Annotated in this window: 20 protein-coding genes; 14 read left to right on the top strand and 6 right to left on the bottom strand. The window is 37.8% G+C overall.

Annotated elements, in window-relative coordinates; translation table 11 throughout:
- Positions 1–91 precede the first annotated feature (91 nt).
- Both ctaG and FPQ10_RS02500 read left to right on the top strand, forming a co-directional pair.
- The gene (ctaG, locus tag FPQ10_RS02505; protein ID WP_144159716.1) at positions 92–1,003 is read left to right on the top strand and encodes a cytochrome c oxidase assembly factor CtaG; all 912 of its coding nucleotides are present in this window, start codon (positions 92–94) and stop codon (positions 1,001–1,003) included.
- 6 nt (positions 1,004–1,009) lie between these two features.
- Entirely contained in the window at positions 1,010–1,459 is a 450-nt protein-coding gene (locus FPQ10_RS02500) for a DUF420 domain-containing protein (RefSeq protein WP_144159713.1), read from the top strand.
- A gap of 293 nt (positions 1,460–1,752) precedes the next feature.
- On the opposite strand, the gene ytvI is transcribed toward FPQ10_RS02500, so the two are convergent.
- Both ytvI and FPQ10_RS02490 read right to left on the bottom strand, forming a co-directional pair.
- A complete protein-coding gene (ytvI, locus tag FPQ10_RS02495; protein WP_144159710.1) occupies positions 1,753–2,811 on the bottom strand; it encodes a sporulation integral membrane protein YtvI in 1,059 nt (352 codons plus the stop codon).
- 242 nt (positions 2,812–3,053) lie between these two features.
- Complete coding sequence (locus FPQ10_RS02490) at positions 3,054–3,428, bottom strand: YugN family protein (protein WP_144159707.1); 375 nt, start codon at positions 3,426–3,428, stop codon at positions 3,054–3,056.
- A 175-nt stretch (positions 3,429–3,603) separates the two neighbouring features.
- Between FPQ10_RS02490 and ylbD the strand changes: the two genes are divergently transcribed.
- The 3 genes from ylbD to FPQ10_RS02475 are packed head-to-tail and all read left to right on the top strand — an operon-like array spanning position 3,604 to position 4,812.
- Entirely contained in the window at positions 3,604–3,981 is a 378-nt protein-coding gene (gene ylbD / locus FPQ10_RS02485) for a spore coat protein YlbD (RefSeq protein ID WP_144159704.1), read from the top strand.
- Between the two features lie 60 nt (positions 3,982–4,041).
- Entirely contained in the window at positions 4,042–4,488 is a 447-nt protein-coding gene (locus FPQ10_RS02480) for a YlbF/YmcA family competence regulator (protein WP_144159701.1), read from the top strand.
- 39 nt (positions 4,489–4,527) lie between these two features.
- Positions 4,528–4,812: a YlbG family protein gene (locus tag FPQ10_RS02475; protein WP_144159698.1), complete on the top strand. Its 285-nt coding sequence runs from the start codon at positions 4,528–4,530 to the stop codon at positions 4,810–4,812.
- 57 nt (positions 4,813–4,869) lie between these two features.
- Here FPQ10_RS02475 and FPQ10_RS02470 read toward each other — a convergent pair whose 3' ends face one another.
- Positions 4,870–5,259 (bottom strand): DUF7147 family protein, encoded by a 390-nt coding sequence (locus tag FPQ10_RS02470; RefSeq protein ID WP_144159695.1) that lies wholly within the window; start codon positions 5,257–5,259, stop codon positions 4,870–4,872.
- Positions 5,260–5,713: 454 nt separating this feature from the next.
- On the opposite strand from FPQ10_RS02470, the gene rsmD reads away from it, so the two are divergent.
- Positions 5,714–6,286, top strand: a complete 573-nt coding sequence (rsmD, locus tag FPQ10_RS02465) for a 16S rRNA (guanine(966)-N(2))-methyltransferase RsmD (RefSeq protein WP_144159692.1) — start codon at positions 5,714–5,716, stop codon at positions 6,284–6,286.
- The gene (gene coaD, locus FPQ10_RS02460; protein WP_144159689.1) at positions 6,283–6,762 is read left to right on the top strand and encodes a pantetheine-phosphate adenylyltransferase; all 480 of its coding nucleotides are present in this window, start codon (positions 6,283–6,285) and stop codon (positions 6,760–6,762) included. The genes rsmD and coaD overlap by 4 nt, the downstream gene beginning before the upstream one ends.
- A gap of 12 nt (positions 6,763–6,774) precedes the next feature.
- Here coaD and ylbJ read toward each other — a convergent pair whose 3' ends face one another.
- Positions 6,775–8,004, bottom strand: a complete 1,230-nt coding sequence (ylbJ, locus tag FPQ10_RS02455; RefSeq protein WP_255439629.1) for a sporulation integral membrane protein YlbJ — start codon at positions 8,002–8,004, stop codon at positions 6,775–6,777.
- A gap of 146 nt (positions 8,005–8,150) precedes the next feature.
- On the opposite strand from ylbJ, the gene FPQ10_RS02450 reads away from it, so the two are divergent.
- Complete coding sequence (locus FPQ10_RS02450) at positions 8,151–8,933, top strand: patatin-like phospholipase family protein (RefSeq protein ID WP_144159686.1); 783 nt, start codon at positions 8,151–8,153, stop codon at positions 8,931–8,933.
- The gene (locus FPQ10_RS02445) at positions 8,934–9,962 is read left to right on the top strand and encodes a SepM family pheromone-processing serine protease (RefSeq protein ID WP_144159683.1); all 1,029 of its coding nucleotides are present in this window, start codon (positions 8,934–8,936) and stop codon (positions 9,960–9,962) included.
- Between the two features lie 150 nt (positions 9,963–10,112).
- On the opposite strand, the gene FPQ10_RS02440 is transcribed toward FPQ10_RS02445, so the two are convergent.
- Complete coding sequence (locus tag FPQ10_RS02440) at positions 10,113–11,324, bottom strand: nucleotidyltransferase (RefSeq protein ID WP_144159680.1); 1,212 nt, start codon at positions 11,322–11,324, stop codon at positions 10,113–10,115.
- Between the two features lie 157 nt (positions 11,325–11,481).
- Here FPQ10_RS02440 and FPQ10_RS02435 point away from each other — a divergent pair, with 157 nt between their 5' ends.
- From FPQ10_RS02435 to FPQ10_RS02420, 4 genes are all read left to right on the top strand, one after another.
- On the top strand, positions 11,482–12,036 hold the full coding sequence (locus tag FPQ10_RS02435) for a YceD family protein (RefSeq protein ID WP_144159677.1): 555 nt from the start codon (positions 11,482–11,484) through the stop codon (positions 12,034–12,036).
- A gap of 40 nt (positions 12,037–12,076) precedes the next feature.
- A complete protein-coding gene (gene rpmF, locus FPQ10_RS02430; RefSeq protein WP_144159674.1) occupies positions 12,077–12,250 on the top strand; it encodes a 50S ribosomal protein L32 in 174 nt (57 codons plus the stop codon).
- 705 nt (positions 12,251–12,955) lie between these two features.
- The gene (locus FPQ10_RS02425) at positions 12,956–13,717 is read left to right on the top strand and encodes an enoyl-CoA hydratase/isomerase family protein (RefSeq protein ID WP_144159671.1); all 762 of its coding nucleotides are present in this window, start codon (positions 12,956–12,958) and stop codon (positions 13,715–13,717) included.
- 86 nt (positions 13,718–13,803) lie between these two features.
- Positions 13,804–14,271 (top strand): RsfA family transcriptional regulator, encoded by a 468-nt coding sequence (locus FPQ10_RS02420; RefSeq protein ID WP_144159668.1) that lies wholly within the window; start codon positions 13,804–13,806, stop codon positions 14,269–14,271.
- A 152-nt stretch (positions 14,272–14,423) separates the two neighbouring features.
- Here FPQ10_RS02420 and FPQ10_RS02415 read toward each other — a convergent pair whose 3' ends face one another.
- A complete protein-coding gene (locus tag FPQ10_RS02415) occupies positions 14,424–14,903 on the bottom strand; it encodes an N-acetyltransferase (protein WP_144159665.1) in 480 nt (159 codons plus the stop codon).
- Between the two features lie 138 nt (positions 14,904–15,041).
- Here FPQ10_RS02415 and FPQ10_RS02410 point away from each other — a divergent pair, with 138 nt between their 5' ends.
- Positions 15,042–15,917 carry a ketopantoate reductase family protein gene (locus tag FPQ10_RS02410; protein ID WP_186278505.1) on the top strand — a complete coding sequence of 292 codons (876 nt, stop codon included), beginning with the start codon at positions 15,042–15,044 and terminating at the stop codon, positions 15,915–15,917.
- The last annotated feature ends 481 nt before the right edge of the window (positions 15,918–16,398 follow it).

Genomic DNA, 16,398 nt, shown 5'->3' with positions numbered 1-16,398 from the left:
CAAACGTTGGTTTTATGAGTCGAGTACAATGAAAAATTGTTGTATACTGAGGTAAATACGCTATAGACAAAACTCCCGAGGTGAATTCAAAATGTGGGATAAACTACAAATTTTTGGTTTCCAAGCACTTTGGAATCCATTAACGTTACTCATAACCATTTTATTAGGCTTATTATATTATTTATTTACAGGCCCGCTGAAAGAAAAGACAGGGTTAAAGGAAAGACCAAGCGGAAAGCAACAACTTTGGTTTTATCTCGCGCTTACACTATTTTATTTAGTCAAAGGCGCTCCTTTGTATATCATGTCCCATATCTTTCTGTCTGTCCATATGTTACAAATGGTAATTTTCTATCTTATTATACCCATGCTTGTGATTAAGGGAATTCCAGAACAATGGTGGAGAAATGTATTTAACAGTCGTTTGATTGGTCCAATCATGAACTTCTTTACTAAGCCACTGATTGCGATCATTGTATTCCATGCGCTGTTTTCGTTTTATCATCTACCTGTGGTTTTGGATTTCTCCAAAACGAATAACTTTGTCCACTGGAGCATTACATTGTTGATTTTTGTTGGGGCATTCTTTTTCTGGTGGCCACTAATGACACCGTTTAAAGAACGTGTCATCATTCGACCGCTCTATAAGATCTTTTATATCTTCGCAAGCGGCTTATTGATTACGCCATCGTGTGCGCTAATTATCTTTGCTGACGCGCCTTTATATGCGACTTACTCACAGCCGGATGCATTTATGAATGCGCTGGCCCTATGTGTTCCAGTTGAAGTATTGCAAGGGTTAAATTTAGGAGGACCACAAATTTTTATGAATGTTGACATCGTTAATGATCAACAATTAGCAGGAATTGTGATGAAAGTATCCCAAGAATTTATATACGGTGGTGTTCTAGCAGCATTGTTCTATCAATGGTATAACAGTGAAAACAGAGGAATCGATCCGTTGCCATCATCACAGCAAACCATCACACCAGAAAGAGGTTGATTTTAAATGCCATTTCTACCAACCATCAGTACATTTTTTATTGTTTTAAGTGCGATACTTGTGGCAATCGGTTGGATATTTATCGCAAAGAAGAAATATAAAGCTCATCGGATTTCAATGATTTTAGCATCGATATCAGCACTGTCTTTTTTCATCCTATATATGTCACGTACACTCTTTTTAGGAAACACGGCGTTCGGTGGTCCAGATGACATAAAAATTTATTATACGATCTTTTTAATCTTTCATATCTTTTTGGCTACTACAGGTGGGATATTCGGAATTATTTCACTGACCTTGGCATTCAAGAGAAAGATTACGAAACACCGAAAAATCGGTCCTTATACAAGTGTTATTTGGTTCTTTACAGCTATTACAGGCGTTGCCGTTTACTTGTTGCTGTATGTACTTTATGACGGAGGACACAGTACAAGTTTATTTAAAGCTATTTTTTAACGCAATCAATTCATTGACTCCAGTTAAGAGGCAGTTTGCTCTCTTACTGGAGTCTTTTCGTTTTCATAAAGGGCAATTTGTTGAATCGTATGAAGTAGAAGTGATGTTTTCAGCGGGAAAAGAAGTGGTGAAACATTTACTTGAAAAAGCCAATGTCCGATGTGTGCCACGCAAAAGTCAGCGGTCTGTTTTATTTTTCATAAAATACCCCCATTTCCAGTCGTGTTGATCATTAACAGATTGTTAATAACCATCAACACTCTTCAAATGGGGGTATTCATTCATTATTTAACTTAAAATTTTACTTTAAACCGAATGATTCCTGCTTCACGTGCCGAATTGAATAAGATGACAACCAATGGTCCAAGGAAAAATCCAACAAAACCAATTAATTGTAAGCCTAGATACATAGAAATTAATGTCGGTAACGCTCGTAATCCAATATGATGACCCATCATTTTCGGTTCAATGGTACGGCGGATTGCGAGTAAAACAATCGCTAATATAGAGAGTTGTATACCCATGCTCATATCTCCAGTTATGAACATATACAATGCCCAAGGTCCGAGAACGATAATGGAGCCGATAATCGGAATTAAATCGACAAGCCAAATGATAATTGACATTAATATAGCAATCTCAGGAGTGATAAATAACAATCCAACTAGAGTTACAGCCAGGATGATCAGAGAGACAAGAAATTGTGCTTTAAAAAAACCGAGGAACACATGAGATAACCGAGCGTTCATGTATTTCAATTTTTCTTGGGACTTTTCAGAAAGAAACGAATAAACTTTGTTTCGTAGTAATGGCAAATCGAGCATGAACAAGAATAGCGCAATTAAATAGACGATCAAACCAACTAAGAACTCTGGAATCTTAACGAAAATTTGGGCGATATTGTCTATTTCAATATATTCCATCAACTGTGATTGAAAGTTATCGAAGTTTTGAACAGCTCGCTTTTCCACTTCCTGTATAAATTGAGGTGGCCAATCCCGTGTATACGACTCAATATCTTCTCTTAGATCGACCAATACATCTTCAACATTTGAAATATAAGAAGGTGCATTTTCTGCCATGTGAACGACCTGGCCAATCGTTTTAACTGTTGTATATGTTCCGATCGTTCCCAGCAATATGATGAATATGAAGAAAACAATTAACACGGAAGTTAATCTGCTTAACCGAAGATTACGCATTGCTAAACGAATCAAGGGGTTTAAAACAAGAGCTGTCAACAATGCTAAGATGAGAGGTATTGAGATCGGCAAGATAAAATATAAAAATAAAATGAAGAGAATAATGAGTAAAATGATGATCCAATATTTTTTATTTAAATTTCTTACCACTTAACGATTAAACCCCCTTCATAATGCTGTGTATGTTCAATATACCACGTTCAGTAAAATGCTAACAACAAATAAAAGAAATAATATGAAATTATTTTAAAATCATTGTCAATTCAGTAGACATTACGAACAACGATCCATTATATAAATGGCCGATATTGAAAAGACGACTTTATCAATCCAGTATATACAAAAAAACTTCATCTCATTCTATTTTGAATGAAATGAAGTTTCACAAACAATTATTGATTGTTTTCTTTATATTTCTGTAAATCTTCACCGAGTTTTTTGACAACCCGGTCTACTTTGTCCAAGATTTGTTGCGGATATTCTTCATCTTCTCCGTATTCTACACCGTGTGGATAATAGTGAGTTCCTAAGTATGGTTCTTTTAAACGAATGACTGCTGATTTAAAATCAACATCACCTTCAATAGCTTCTCCCGCTACACGTAAGTAATAAGTAACATTTTTTAAAGTAGAGTTCATTTTATAATCAAAAGTCATACGTTCATAGTCCCACTGGGAACCCAACACAAATCCGTTTTTTTCCATGATGTGTGTCAATGGTTCTTGGTGAATTACTGTTCCATCAAAATTTTTATTCTCGATTTTCATTCAATCACCTCTTCTATATCTTCTCACTAAGATTATCATAGTATGAAACGCGACATTAATCAATTATTAATCCGGAATTATCATCAATGTGTAACAAATTAGACATAATTGATTTTTGAACCAATTTGCCTGGTTTGACGTAGTATATAGCATAAAAGTAAGGGAAGGGATGTAAATGTCAGGTATCATACTGCCGAAGCGGGTTCAAGAGTTTCGTGATTTTGTTCGTGATCATCCAAAATTATTCGAACAATTGAAGAAAGACGGATATGATTGGCAATCACTCTATAATGAGTGGGATGAATATGGCGAAACGGCTATCCTGTTTCAAAAAGACATTGAATCAAAAACAAAACAGGATGAACAAAAGGATTCCAACCAGAAAATTAAATGGCAAGATATTTTGCATAAACTCTCCGAAATGGATGTTGACCGTATTGAAAAACATGTCAAACAATTATCCACTACAATGGAACAAATTCAGCGGATATCAGAACAAGTGAATCAATCAAAGCGTCAAAACAAAAGATCAGATATGGGCCCTTTTTTCTAGAGATTAAAGCATGGTAAAATGTTCTTCATTTTGTTATGATAGCCCTATGGAGGTGTCAGAGTGCTAGCCAATATTGAAGTTATTGAATTGCTCGAGCAGGCTGAGAAACTTGGTCAAATGATCAAGCGTTCAGAAGAATACGAAGCTTATCAGATAGAGAAAGATCTTTTATATAAAGACGAGGGGGCTGCACAGCTGATTCATAATTTTGTTGCGATGAAAGATGATTATGAAGATGTGCAGCGCTTTGGTCGTTACCATCCAGACTATACAAAAATCATGAAGGAAATTCGAGGAACAAAAAGAGAACTCGACATGCATGATCGGGTAGCAATATTCCGTCAAAAAGAAACAGCTTTGCAAGGTTTATTGGATGATGTTTCTGAAATTGTGGCCTTCTCAATCAGTGAGAACATCAAAGCACCTCGTGAAGGGCTTGCTTTGAAGGATCATGGTTCTGGTTGTGGATGTGGCAGCGGCGGTTCTTGTGGCTGCCAAGCTTCTTAATAATTCGGTAGACGTAATCAGTGAAAGCGGGGGTAGATGATGTTCACAAAACGACAAGGTCTTATTATTTGGTTTAGACATATGAAAAATCTGCGAAAATTAAAGCGTTTGGGGCATCTGATCTATGCCTCTAAGAAAAAGAAATACGCATTGATTTATGTCAATCAAGATGAGCTTGAAAATGTAAAAAAAATAGCTGAAAACTATAATTTCGTCAAAAGTGTGGAGATCTCACATCGGCCAGAGGTTGAAATGGAATTTGAACAACTAAAAAAGCCGATTAAGAAACAAGGGGAGTTAGAAAGCTTTCCAAAATCCAGTTAACATAAAAGCTCCGGGCTTATTAGTGGTTCACTAAAGCCCGGAGCTTAATTTATACTGTTATAGAGGTGGCAATAGATGGTTAAGACGTAAGATGGATATCAATTGATTAAAATATAAGGTTAATTCGTGATAGCTTTCAGAAGAAGGAACCTCCATCTCGACAAGTTGGAAATTATATTTGTCAGCTAGCTGTTGAAATTGCTCAAAACGGATATTTTTATCAATCCCGTTAGGACGAGGGATTCCCTCTAAACAAATATAGATGGGTTGGAAATTTCCTTGTTCGGTGGGCTGGAAAGATGCCGCTAATGAGGTTCTTTCTTTGCCATCTATTTTTGTGTGAAACGCATAAAGGTGTTTCACCCGCTTATGCATATATTCGATCAAAGTCATTAACTCATAAAAATCACTGTAACCTTCACCTAGTTGAATAAATCGTTGTCCCATAATCAATCTCCTCGTGTTGCACAAAAGTTTCATGCAAATTCATTTTTTCCGTATGAATCTCTTTTAAATCTATCATGTTGAAAGAAGTTTGTGAATTCATTCGCAAGAGAGCAGACTTTTTGGTAAAATGAAAAAGAATTTGCTGAATGGTGGGACATTTTGTCGCGTGTTAGGTGAACAATTGAAAATAGTTGGTAAGTCACTATTATTAAACCGCTTCCAAATGGTCACGATGTTTTCTCATAAAAAAAGCTCTTTTTCAAAAATGAAAAAGAGCAAAAGGTCTCTTTGCATAACAAAGAGTACAAAAAGGGAGAGGAGAAACCGGAAGAAGTACTTATGGGGAATGATAAGACTTCTCCGTATAGAACGGTTCCTCTAATACCGCTCTTGTGAATATCCTTCACTGAATCGATCAAAGATATACATAAACTTTTAAAAAAAGGTGATTTTCATGCGTGTTATTTCTGGAAAATACAAGAGTCACCCGATAAAAACGGTATCAAATCAAAAGACAAGACCTACTTCAGATAAAGTGAAGGAGGCACTTTTCCATTCGATCGGACCTTACTTTCCAGGTGGCAGTGCATTGGATCTATTCGCTGGAAGTGGCGGGTTGGGAATTGAAGCGTTAAGCCGTGGAGTGGACCATGTAATTTTTGTGGACAAAGATTATCAAGCAAACCAATTGATCAAAGAGAATATTCGTCAATTGAATTTAACTGAACAGTGTGAGATCTATCGAACAGACGCTTTTCGAGCAATCAAGGCTGCAGGTAAAAGGGATAAAAAGTTTGATTATGTATTTCTCGATCCACCTTATGGAAAAATATCTTTTGACCCTTTATTTGAAGCCATGCATGATGCGGGTGTTTTAGCAGATCAAGCACTTATTGTGTGTGAACATGATCAGGATGAAATATTACCTGAGAGCACAGATTTATTTCATAAAGAGAAGCAATCAGCGAAGACATCCTTAACATCGATTACTATATATCGTTATTATCAGAGGGGGAATATAAAATGAGTAAGATAGCGGTTTGTCCAGGGAGTTTTGATCCAATTACAAATGGACATCTGGATATTGTTCGGCGAGGAGCTGAAATTTTTGAAGAAGTGATTGTAGTTGTATTCAAAAATCAATCAAAATCGCCGTTATTTACAGTCGAAGAGCGAATTGAATTGATTAAAGAAGCAACAAAAGATCTACCGAATGTATCAGTCGACGAAAGTAAAGGGCTTGTCGTTGATTATGCCAAAGAGAAAAACGCTTCAGCTATTTTACGTGGTCTACGTGCTGTCAGTGACTTTGAATATGAAATGCAGATCACCTCAATGAACCGCAAACTGAATGCGGATGTAGAAACGTTATTTATGATGACGAATAACCAGTATTCTTTTTTAAGTTCCAGTATTGTCAAAGAAGCTGCCAGATATCAATCCGATGTTTCTGATTTAGTACCAGCAGCTGTTGAAAAAGCGTTGAAAGAAAAATACCGCTAATAAAAGAGGTCGTTAACGCGAGTGCGATTTTTTGATTTGAATCATCATATACAAGCAAAATGTAATCAGCGTCAACACTGTGAAAATTGGCCCGAGTTGAGTGAACTGTTCATAAAATTGACTAAACCAACTCGGATTGGGTTCCGTTTGCATGACTGGTAATTCGTTCGTTGATTCCGAGAAACGGTTGACATAAAGCGGCTTATAGAGAATGAATGTTAACGTTGTTGCGAATAAAATATGCAAAAATCGAGCAAAGAAATAAGGGGCAAATCGTAAGTCCGTTTCAGCAACAATGGAAGCGATTTGCGCATGAATCGATAATCCATTAAATGCAAGTACTCCACTAACAACAATCAATTGTGCAAGTATTGTCGTATGTTCTGTTTGAGTGATTAACTGAGAACCGATAGTGACTTCAAATATGCTTGATACGATTGGTAAAGTGAACTGTTTGAGGTCCTCAAAGGAATAGAGCATGGTATTCAATAGATCTGCCAATTGAACGGTTATACCAGTAAGGTATAAAATTTGGTTAAGTACAGAAAAGAGAACAATAAATCCACCAATCATACATAATGTTTGAATGGCTGAGGTGACAGCTCGACCAAGCACATGTCCGAGTGTCTGCTTATGTTCCAATCGGTGAGTGTGGAGTTCGCTCCATGCTCTCTTGATAAGCAGACCCTCTTTTTTTGTTTTTCCTACCGCATTCACTGTTGAGCGTTCATTTTTTTTGTAAAAACGCATGCACAATCCAACCAAAATAGAGCCAAGATAATGACTGACTGCAAGGAGTAAACCAACTTTTGCATTTTGGAAAAAACCAATACTGACGGCCCCAAAAATAAAAAGTGGATTAGAAGCATTCGTAAACGAAATTAGACGCTCTCCTTCTGTTTTGCTAATCGCATTCTCTTTTCGTAACTGACTCGTTATTTTCGTGCCGGCTGGATATCCACTGGCTAACCCCATGCCTAATACAACGCCACCTGTCCCTGGAACATTGAATAATGGACGCATCATCGGTTCCAATAAAACACCAATAAACTTAACGACTCCAAATGCCATTAATAATTCCGCTACAATGAAAAATGGCAGCAGGGAAGGGAAAACTACCTCGATCCATAATTGAATACCTCGGAAGGAAGCCTCAAAGGATTGTTCAGGAAAAAGAATTATACTAACACCTAAAAAAGAAGCTGAAATTGCCATAACGAGTGATTTAATTTGTTCTTTCACAATGGTTCCTCCCTGAAGTACCCTGACTGTACGAATAGTCTTGTACATAGTAAAATAAACTTGTAAATAACTACCTGCTTCAAATATACGCTTGTACATCATTCAGTTATGCATTGAACTGACGAAGAGTGGAGGAGTTCATTCATATGGCAAGACCGAAAATTGGTTTAGCACTAGGTTCTGGAGGCGCTCGTGGCTTTTCTCATCTAGGTGTTATAAAAAAATTACAAGAAGCCAACATTCCCATTGATTACATAGCCGGATCCAGCATGGGGGCATTAGTCGGCGCATTTTATGGTGCAGGCCAAAAAATTGATGATTTATATATGCTTGCCTCGACCTTTAAGTTGAAATACTTTATGGATTTTACCGTTCCAAAATTGGGGTTGATCCAAGGTGATCGAATCAAATCATATATCCAAATGTTTACCTATCAGAAGCAATTGGAGGAATTTCCGATTCCTGTTCATGTCGTTGCGACAGATATTTACAATGGGGAAAAAGTTATTTTAAAGGAAGGGAACGCTGCTCAAGCTGTTCGCGCAAGCATATCCATTCCAGGTATATTTACACCTGAAAAGATAGATGGTCGTATGTTGGTTGATGGAGGAGTGATAGACCGGGTTCCAATCTCTGTTGTCCGTGATATGGGAGCAGATTTGATTATTGCTGTAGATTGTTCGAAGTTTGAGAACAATTCAGACGTAAATACGATTTATGATGTGATTATGCAAAGCATAGACATCATGCAAGATGATATAACCCAGCAAACCATCATGGACGCAGAAGTTGTTATGCGACCGCAAGTCTATCAATACAGTTCAAGAAACTATACACAAATTGAAGAAATCATTCGAGAAGGTGAGATTGAGGCTGTGAAATATCTCGATCCCATTAAAAAGATGATGGCAGATTGGAAGGATCAATAAATGTATTTTAGACGAAAACATATACTTGTCTTAGTGGTAACATTAGCCGTTGCGTTCTTTTTAAGCTTTTATAAATTAGACTATTACATTTATCAACCAGGAGATATACGAGCGTTGGATGGAGTAGTGAAAGTAGAAAACGGAAGCAAAAGTGAAGGTGAAATGAACCTTGTAACGGTCCGTGGCGGACAGGCAACTCCGATTTTTTATTTGATGGCAAAAATTCGTCCGTATTTCGAGATATATGATTTGGAAGACGTCCGACCGGAAGGAATCAGCCAAGATGAATATATGGAAGCACAGTTGCACTTCATGGAGAATTCTCAAGAAGCAGCGACAATGGTTGCTTTTCAGGCAGCAGATGAAGATTTGACCATTAATTATCAAGGCGCTTATGTAGGTTTGGTGATGGAAGATATGCCGGCCGAAGGGATCCTGAAATCGGGTGATCAAATTGTCGAAGTGGAAGGTGAACGAGTCAATTCTGCAGAAGAAGTCATTGAACTTACTTCAAAAAAATCCATTGGTGATCAATTGCATTTGACCATAAGCCGGGAAGAAGAGGAAATGGATCTACAAATTGAACTTGCTCCATTAGGTGAAACGCCTGATCGGCCTGGTATCGGAATCTCGCTTGTAACTGATCGTGAAATTGTTCATGATCGTGAGGTGACCTATGACAGCGGTCGAATTGGTGGCCCAAGTGCAGGGTTGATTTTTTCCTTGGAGGTTTACGATCAACTTGTTGATGAAGACATAACAAAAGGTTATCAAATTGTAGCAACAGGTGAAATTGATTACGACGGTAACGTCCATCCGATTGGTGGCATTGACAAAAAAGTCGTTGCAGCTGATGATGCAGGGGCTGACATTTTTCTTGCTCCAAACGAAGGTGGAAAAGAAGGCTCTAACTATGAAGTAGCTAAGCAAACGGCTAAAGACATCGAGACGGATATGAAGGTTATACCAATTGATGAATTTCAGGATGCCGTTGATTACTTGGAAGGCCTCCCTGTAAAAGGTGAATAAATCGATACAATATTTTCAATTTGATGCGAATGTCGGAAGCGAACCAACGAACCACAAAAGCTTCCGATATTTTGCGTTTATCGGAAGCAGGGAGTAAGTTTTTGTGAAGCTACATGTCGTTCGCTAATAAATTGATCTGGCGTTCTACAGTTAAAACAAAATCGGCCCCGTTAACTCTTGTTTTTTTAATTTCCGGGCCACTTCAGGTTCGATGATGGCGTAATAAGCATTTGTCGCCCGCTCTTCAATCGTCAAAAATTCATGATTCATTTGTTGTAAATTTGAGAGTAAAGGAACAGTCATTTCTTTCTTTTGTTTATTGATAAAGGCCCTACCTTGCGCATTCATGCCGAGAATTCGTACGTATGGAACTTGATTGATTTCAGTAGCTTCCAGCATATCTGTTGCTTTAAGCTGGGTTAATAGGTGGACAAACATCCGTTGAAGGCGAGTGTATGTATAGCGTTTCGTCTTTAGATGTTCCAACCACTCATGAAAGCTGTTGACTTTACCAGCCGTCTCTTTCAGTCGATATTCGAGGCCTTCAATGACGCCATGAATCTGTTGCAGGTCTTTAAGTGGTGTCACCTGAACGATATATCGAAGCAATGTGAAATAACCTTCCCATTCATGCCAACGACCGGTTGTTTGCTGATAAGCTTCTAATTGTTTGACTGTCGACTCCGGCATCGCTTGCTTTGCATGAGCTGTCATTGAATGTTGGTTGAAAAGTTCTTTTCGAATACTTGTTGCACTTGCGATGGAATACTCGATCTTCTCATCGTGATACTGACTTTTTGTTCGAGTAACCGTTGTGGGTTCGATGTTAGCATTTAGTTCTTTAATGGCTTTCACGTAACTAAAGCCAAGAATATTATTTGGCTGACTCAAATCAAAAGCTTCAGAGGTTAGGTTTAACTTTTGGTAAGCTTCTCGGCTCGCCTGCGGAAATGAAGCTCCGTTCGTCAATGATTCTTTTAACGTTTTCTCAAAAAAAGTTTTTTCATTAGACCACTTTTCATAACCATTCAAAAAGGGCTGTATATTGCCAGATTCACTCCCGAAACATATCTGATCTACACCTAGAGCATCCAATGTGGCTATTGCTCCTTTTGAAAAAAGGTCGGCGTATTGACAGGCAAAGACGTATGGTAATTCAACAACTAAATCAACACCACTTGTTAAAGCGGCTCTTGTTCGGGAAAACTTATCAGTAATTGCTGGTTCACCACGCTGAAGAAAATTTCCGCTCATCACTGCAATGGTGACATCTGCATTTGTTTTATGAATGGATTGTTCCAAGTGATATGCATGTCCGTTATGAAAAGGGTTATATTCGACAATCAGTCCACAAGTACGCATTTTCCTCGCCCTTTCTTCATTCTTTACGTATAATTTAGAAGGAAACAAAGGAAAAAATCAAGGATGGATAAAAATATTTTCCTGCTGTTAAGAAAAAATATTGACAAAAGGTGTATTTCCTTTTAAAATTACTCTTGTTGCCTTGAGGTGATAAACAATGATTATACCGCTTCAAAAAATCAAAGCACATGAACCGTATATGTTCCAAGGTAGTCTGGACGTTTCTGAATTGGAAGAGATGAATAATGATATTCGTCGGATTTCTGATGTAAAAGTTGACGGAAAAGCTACATTGGTCGGTAAGGTTTATCAATTTGATTTGAACCTAAAAGGGACGATGATTTTACCTTGTGCGAGGACATTGGTCGATGTTAAATATCCTTTTTCGATCGATGCGACGGAGAATTTCACAAAAGTGGATTATGTGGCATCAGAAGAGGAAGAGATTTTCTTAGTTGATCAAGAAGTACTTGACTTAGAGCCTTATATCAAGGAAAATATTTTATTGGAAGTCCCTGTACGGGTATATAGTGATGAAGAACAGCTGAGTGAAGCTGAGGATGAAGGTGAAGGTTGGGAAATGCGAACCGAAGATACCCACATCGAACAGCAAGAAATCACTCACGAAGAAGATAACGGAGAAGATAAACCGGTAGATCCGCGTCTAGCTTCGTTACAGAAATTTTTTGATAAAGATCAAAACAATGAATGATGAAATGGGTTTGTTGATTCATTAGAGGAGGTGTAGAATCATGGCAGTACCAAAAAGAAAAACTTCCAAAAAGGTGAAAAACCAACGTCGTACACATAAAAACCTACATGTGCCTGGTATGGTTGAATGCCCTAACTGTGGCGAAATGATGAAACCACACCACGTATGTAAAGAATGTGGACAATACAAAGGTGAAGAAGTTGTAGAAAAGTAAATCTACGATAAATGAGATGTCTCTTTTATAAGAGGCATCTTTTTTAACAGGACTAAGTATGTTGAATTAATTTCATAAGTTAGATCCCATCGTTGTTGGAGAAGTGCAAAACGTCGTTCCGAGAGTTTCGATGCCCTACCAAATCGCAATCAAAAGTCTGATTTTGGTCGAATAGAGGGCGTCTAATCACCCGAATCGGAAGTGAAAGTCTGATTTCGGTTGAATAGAGAGCGTCTAAACACCCGAATCGGAAGCGAAAGTCTAATTTCGGTCGAATAGAGAGCGTCTAATCACCCGGATTGGAAGCGAGAGTCTGATTTCGGTCGAATAGAGAGCGTCTAATCACCCGAATCGGAAGCTAAAGTCTAATTTCGGTCGAATAAAGAGCGTCTAATCACCCGGATTGGAAGCGAGAGTTTGATTTCGGTCGAATAGAGGGCGTCTAATCACTCGAATCGGAAGTGATAGCCAAGTTTCGGTCGAATAGATCGAGTATTAAGTAGGTTCTCAGCCGATCAAGTGTAAAATTAAAATGGGTACAAGGCTTTACGAAGAAGTCTCGATATCGAAGACCTGTTCAATTGAACGATCCCACTATCATTCGGTCGCTAATCGTGAGAATCACTGAACGTATGCTAACAAATATATTTGATTAATTGGCTTTTTTAAAATGTAGTCAATATTGTGCACAAGGGGGAATCCTTTATGGAAGAAGTGCTGAAATATAATCTTTATGATCATGGTCTTGCCGTCCTGACGATTAACCGACCAAATAAACGAAATGCGATTTCAAAAGAAGTTGTCTCCTTATTCGCTCAATACATAACTGAATTAGAAAATAATACTGACATAAAATTGCTTGTGATTACAGGTGAGGGACAACAAGCTTTTTGTGCAGGAGGCGACTTAAAAGATTTTCACGGTTACTTAAAAGCTGATGAAGCATTTGAGTTGTTGAAACCAATGCAAGAAGTTTTATATCGGATTGCCACACTTCCATTCCCGACGCTTGCATGGATGAATGGTTCTGCCCGAGGAGGCGGCTTGGAGATCGCATCAGCATGTGATTTTCGCTTTGCTACGGAGAATGGGGACTATGGATTTGTCCAAGGGAACCTCGGCATTGCTACAGGTTGGGGAGGGGGTTCTCTTCTATATAGACGAATCCATCCTCAACAGGCTCATTATTGGTTAATTGAATCAGGGATCAAAACGGTGAAGGAATTAAAAGAAGCTGGGTTTATTCAACAAGTTATACAGGAAAATATCGAACCTGATGCTGAAGAATTAACCATTTTTCTATCAAAAAGTGTGGACCAATTAAGACATTGGAAATCTCAATGGCTACATCACCATTCTATGGAAAAATTAAAGAATGAAATGGTTGAAGAAGTAGCAGGTTGCAGCAAACTTTGGGAAAGTGAAGCACATATCGAAGCTGTCAATCGATTTTTCTCGAAAAAGTAATCCTATAATTATTATATTTTTCGTCTATCTTCTCAAGCCTATGCATAAATATTTAATACAGTAGCTAGGTTAAGGGGGGAAGATGTGTGGTAACTCGCCAGGATTCTTGGACAAAAGATGAAGATTTATTGTTAGCCGAAACAGTCATTCGGTACATACGAGAGGGCAAAACACAGATGAAGGCTTTTCAAGAAGTCGCAAATAAACTCTCAAGGACACCTCAGGCATGTGGTTTTCGGTGGAATGCCAATATAAGGAAGCAATATAATAAAGCTATTACTTTGGCAAAAGAAGAGCGGAAAAATTTGAAAAGTGAACCTCCAGTCAGCAAGGCATTTTCAAAGCAGGTGAACGAATCGTCCGAAAAAATCGAATCATTCGATGAAGTAATCGATCAATTGGAACGATTAAAGGGAGAGTATTCACAGCGACCACATAAAAATGGCTCAGTTGACAAAAGGGTAGAAGAATTGACCAAGAAATTAGCTTTATATCATCAAGTCTTAGACGAAATATCCGAAAAGATCCAGTCATTAAAAGAACAAGAAGAATGATGAAAAAATAAGTGACATTGATCAAAAGGGTCAACAAGATACCGAAAAATCCGGAAATTGAAATCAATTCTTGTAGGACAACTAAGTGTTCAACACTCAGTTGTCTGCAGGAATGAAATCGGTTTCCGGATTGACTTGTTTTGAGACGTTATTTAATTAGGGTCAACTTGCTCTGAAACACCTTCTGGTAACCAAATATATGGATTTTCACCAAAATCACGGTCTACTTCATAGTGTGCTGGTTGAAAGCCCATTCTTTCCCAGAAATCGTGTGAATTCACTCGAGCATTCGTTTTAACAGGCAGATTAAAACTCTTGGCGTACTCCACTAATTCTTCGCCAAAACCTCTTCTACGATAGCCTTCTAATACTTCCAACTTCCATAACTCCAAGTAATCTTGTTTTGGTTCAAAATAATAATCATACTTCGCTTTAACTTTATACAAACTCATGCGTGCGACTAATGAATCACCGAAATAAATTCCATAGAACGGAGATTCACTATTATTTTCGATCATATCATGTTCAAGATCTTCCTTCATCGAAAGCTCTTGCATCCCGTACTGTTTAAACTTCTTGAATTCCTCAATCGTCCGGAAATTTATCAATAATCTTTCAACTTCTACCGACATAAGCTTGTTCCTCCTTTTGTTTCTCTTTATTATTATAGTATATTGGAGATTGAAATTAAATGAAATCGTTCACAATAAGTTGATAGAAAAAACAACTTACTTATATCTTACACTGAAATGAAAAGAGGGAACAATGGGATGAATATTGCCGTAATTGGAATGGGTGCTGTCGGTATGTTCGTGGCGCATCATTTAGCAAGGATCGGGTTGGATGTGACAGGTTATGTCCGGCGAGAAGAACAACGGATTGAATTGGAGAAGAATGGCATTCAATTGGATGGCGAGCGAATACATATTCCGGTTTACTCATATACCGATTTATCGGCTCAGCATGATTATCACATCATTGCGACAAAGAAAACAGCGAATGAAACCTTATATCCTTATTTTAAAAAACTGAATGCATCTAGCTATCTAGTATTTATCCAAAATGGAATAACGAATGCACAAGAACTAAGAAATCTACAAGCAAAAGTTTTTATTGGTGTTTTCGACCATGGTATTACCCGCTATGGAAATGATAAGATCCAGCAAAAAGGGGCTGGAAGACTATCTCTTGGAAGCTTGGGGGATGAACAAGAAGCATCGGTTAACAAATTTGTTACACAGATAGATGATCCGAAGTTTCCGGTATTTTTCGAAAAAAATATTCAAAGTAGGCAAGCAGAGAAGATGGTGATTAATTGTGTCATCAATCCGTTAACGGCATTATTCGAATGCTTTAACGGAGAAATTTTAAAGAATCCTTACTTGAAGCAACTAGCAAAAAAATTAAATGAGGAAGCTTGCCAAGCTTTAAATATACCAACAGAAGAAATGTGGCAAAGAACGTTAGCAATCTGTGAAAAAACAGCTCGGAATAAATCATCGATGCTAGCAGATATTCAGTCAGGTAAACGAACAGAAATAGACTATTTAAATGGCTATTTGGTTAACCATTTTCCAGGCAACGTACCGACCCATGAAACGATTACTTTATTAGTGAAAGCAAAGGAAATAATTCATAAGGATTAGCCAATAAGTGGTATGGAAAACGCCACTGTGTAAACTCTACTCTTTCCGATCCAATAACTAGTGGTAACGGAATGCAAGCCTGTTCATTCAGTCAAAGGACATACAATGGTACCGGTAATAAAAATGAGGGATGAAAATTGTAGAAGAGATATTTGAGTTACCATCATTGTGGTTGATTATGGCGTCTACAAATCCATCAATATCATTACAAACATAATTTGATGCAACTGACCGTGATTGAATATAATGAAAGGTGCTGTCTTAATTATGGCAGTTATCGCAGCATCATAGTCTGATATATTTTCTATAGGACTTTCTGGGATTATTTCTTGTCCGTGCGGTGTATAGAAGGCTTCTATAGGACTTTCTGGCAATATTTCTTGTCCGTTCGGGGTTATAGAAGGCTTCTATAGGACTTTCTGGCAATATTTCTTGTCCGTTCGGGGTTATAGAAGGCTTCTATAGGACTTTCCGGCATCAA

Origin of the sequence: Allobacillus sp. SKP2-8, assembly GCF_007559355.1 — a bacterium.
GTDB classification, from domain to species: domain Bacteria; phylum Bacillota; class Bacilli; order Bacillales; family Alkalibacillaceae; genus Allobacillus; species Allobacillus halotolerans.
Note: the sequence above shows the minus strand (reverse complement) of the source record. Positions and strands in the feature narration are given on the sequence as shown.

Excerpts from the sequence above, each read along its gene's own strand:
- ctaG (WP_144159716.1), top strand. The coding sequence starts at position 92 with ATGTGGGATAAACTACAAATTTTTGGTTTCCAAGCACTTTGGAATCCA.
- FPQ10_RS02500 (WP_144159713.1), top strand. The coding sequence starts at position 1,010 with ATGCCATTTCTACCAACCATCAGTACATTTTTTATTGTTTTAAGTGCG.
- FPQ10_RS02490 (WP_144159707.1), bottom strand. The coding sequence starts at position 3,428 with ATGAAAATCGAGAATAAAAATTTTGATGGAACAGTAATTCACCAAGAA.
- ylbD (WP_144159704.1), top strand. The coding sequence starts at position 3,604 with ATGTCAGGTATCATACTGCCGAAGCGGGTTCAAGAGTTTCGTGATTTT.
- FPQ10_RS02475 (WP_144159698.1), top strand. The coding sequence starts at position 4,528 with ATGTTCACAAAACGACAAGGTCTTATTATTTGGTTTAGACATATGAAA.
- FPQ10_RS02470 (WP_144159695.1), bottom strand. The coding sequence starts at position 5,259 with ATGGGACAACGATTTATTCAACTAGGTGAAGGTTACAGTGATTTTTAT.
- rsmD (WP_144159692.1), top strand. The coding sequence starts at position 5,714 with ATGCGTGTTATTTCTGGAAAATACAAGAGTCACCCGATAAAAACGGTA.
- coaD (WP_144159689.1), top strand. The coding sequence starts at position 6,283 with ATGAGTAAGATAGCGGTTTGTCCAGGGAGTTTTGATCCAATTACAAAT.
- FPQ10_RS02450 (WP_144159686.1), top strand. The coding sequence starts at position 8,151 with ATGGCAAGACCGAAAATTGGTTTAGCACTAGGTTCTGGAGGCGCTCGT.
- FPQ10_RS02445 (WP_144159683.1), top strand. The coding sequence starts at position 8,934 with ATGTATTTTAGACGAAAACATATACTTGTCTTAGTGGTAACATTAGCC.
- FPQ10_RS02440 (WP_144159680.1), bottom strand. The coding sequence starts at position 11,324 with ATGCGTACTTGTGGACTGATTGTCGAATATAACCCTTTTCATAACGGA.
- FPQ10_RS02435 (WP_144159677.1), top strand. The coding sequence starts at position 11,482 with ATGATTATACCGCTTCAAAAAATCAAAGCACATGAACCGTATATGTTC.
- rpmF (WP_144159674.1), top strand. The coding sequence starts at position 12,077 with ATGGCAGTACCAAAAAGAAAAACTTCCAAAAAGGTGAAAAACCAACGT.
- FPQ10_RS02425 (WP_144159671.1), top strand. The coding sequence starts at position 12,956 with ATGGAAGAAGTGCTGAAATATAATCTTTATGATCATGGTCTTGCCGTC.
- FPQ10_RS02415 (WP_144159665.1), bottom strand. The coding sequence starts at position 14,903 with ATGTCGGTAGAAGTTGAAAGATTATTGATAAATTTCCGGACGATTGAG.
- FPQ10_RS02410 (WP_186278505.1), top strand. The coding sequence starts at position 15,042 with ATGAATATTGCCGTAATTGGAATGGGTGCTGTCGGTATGTTCGTGGCG.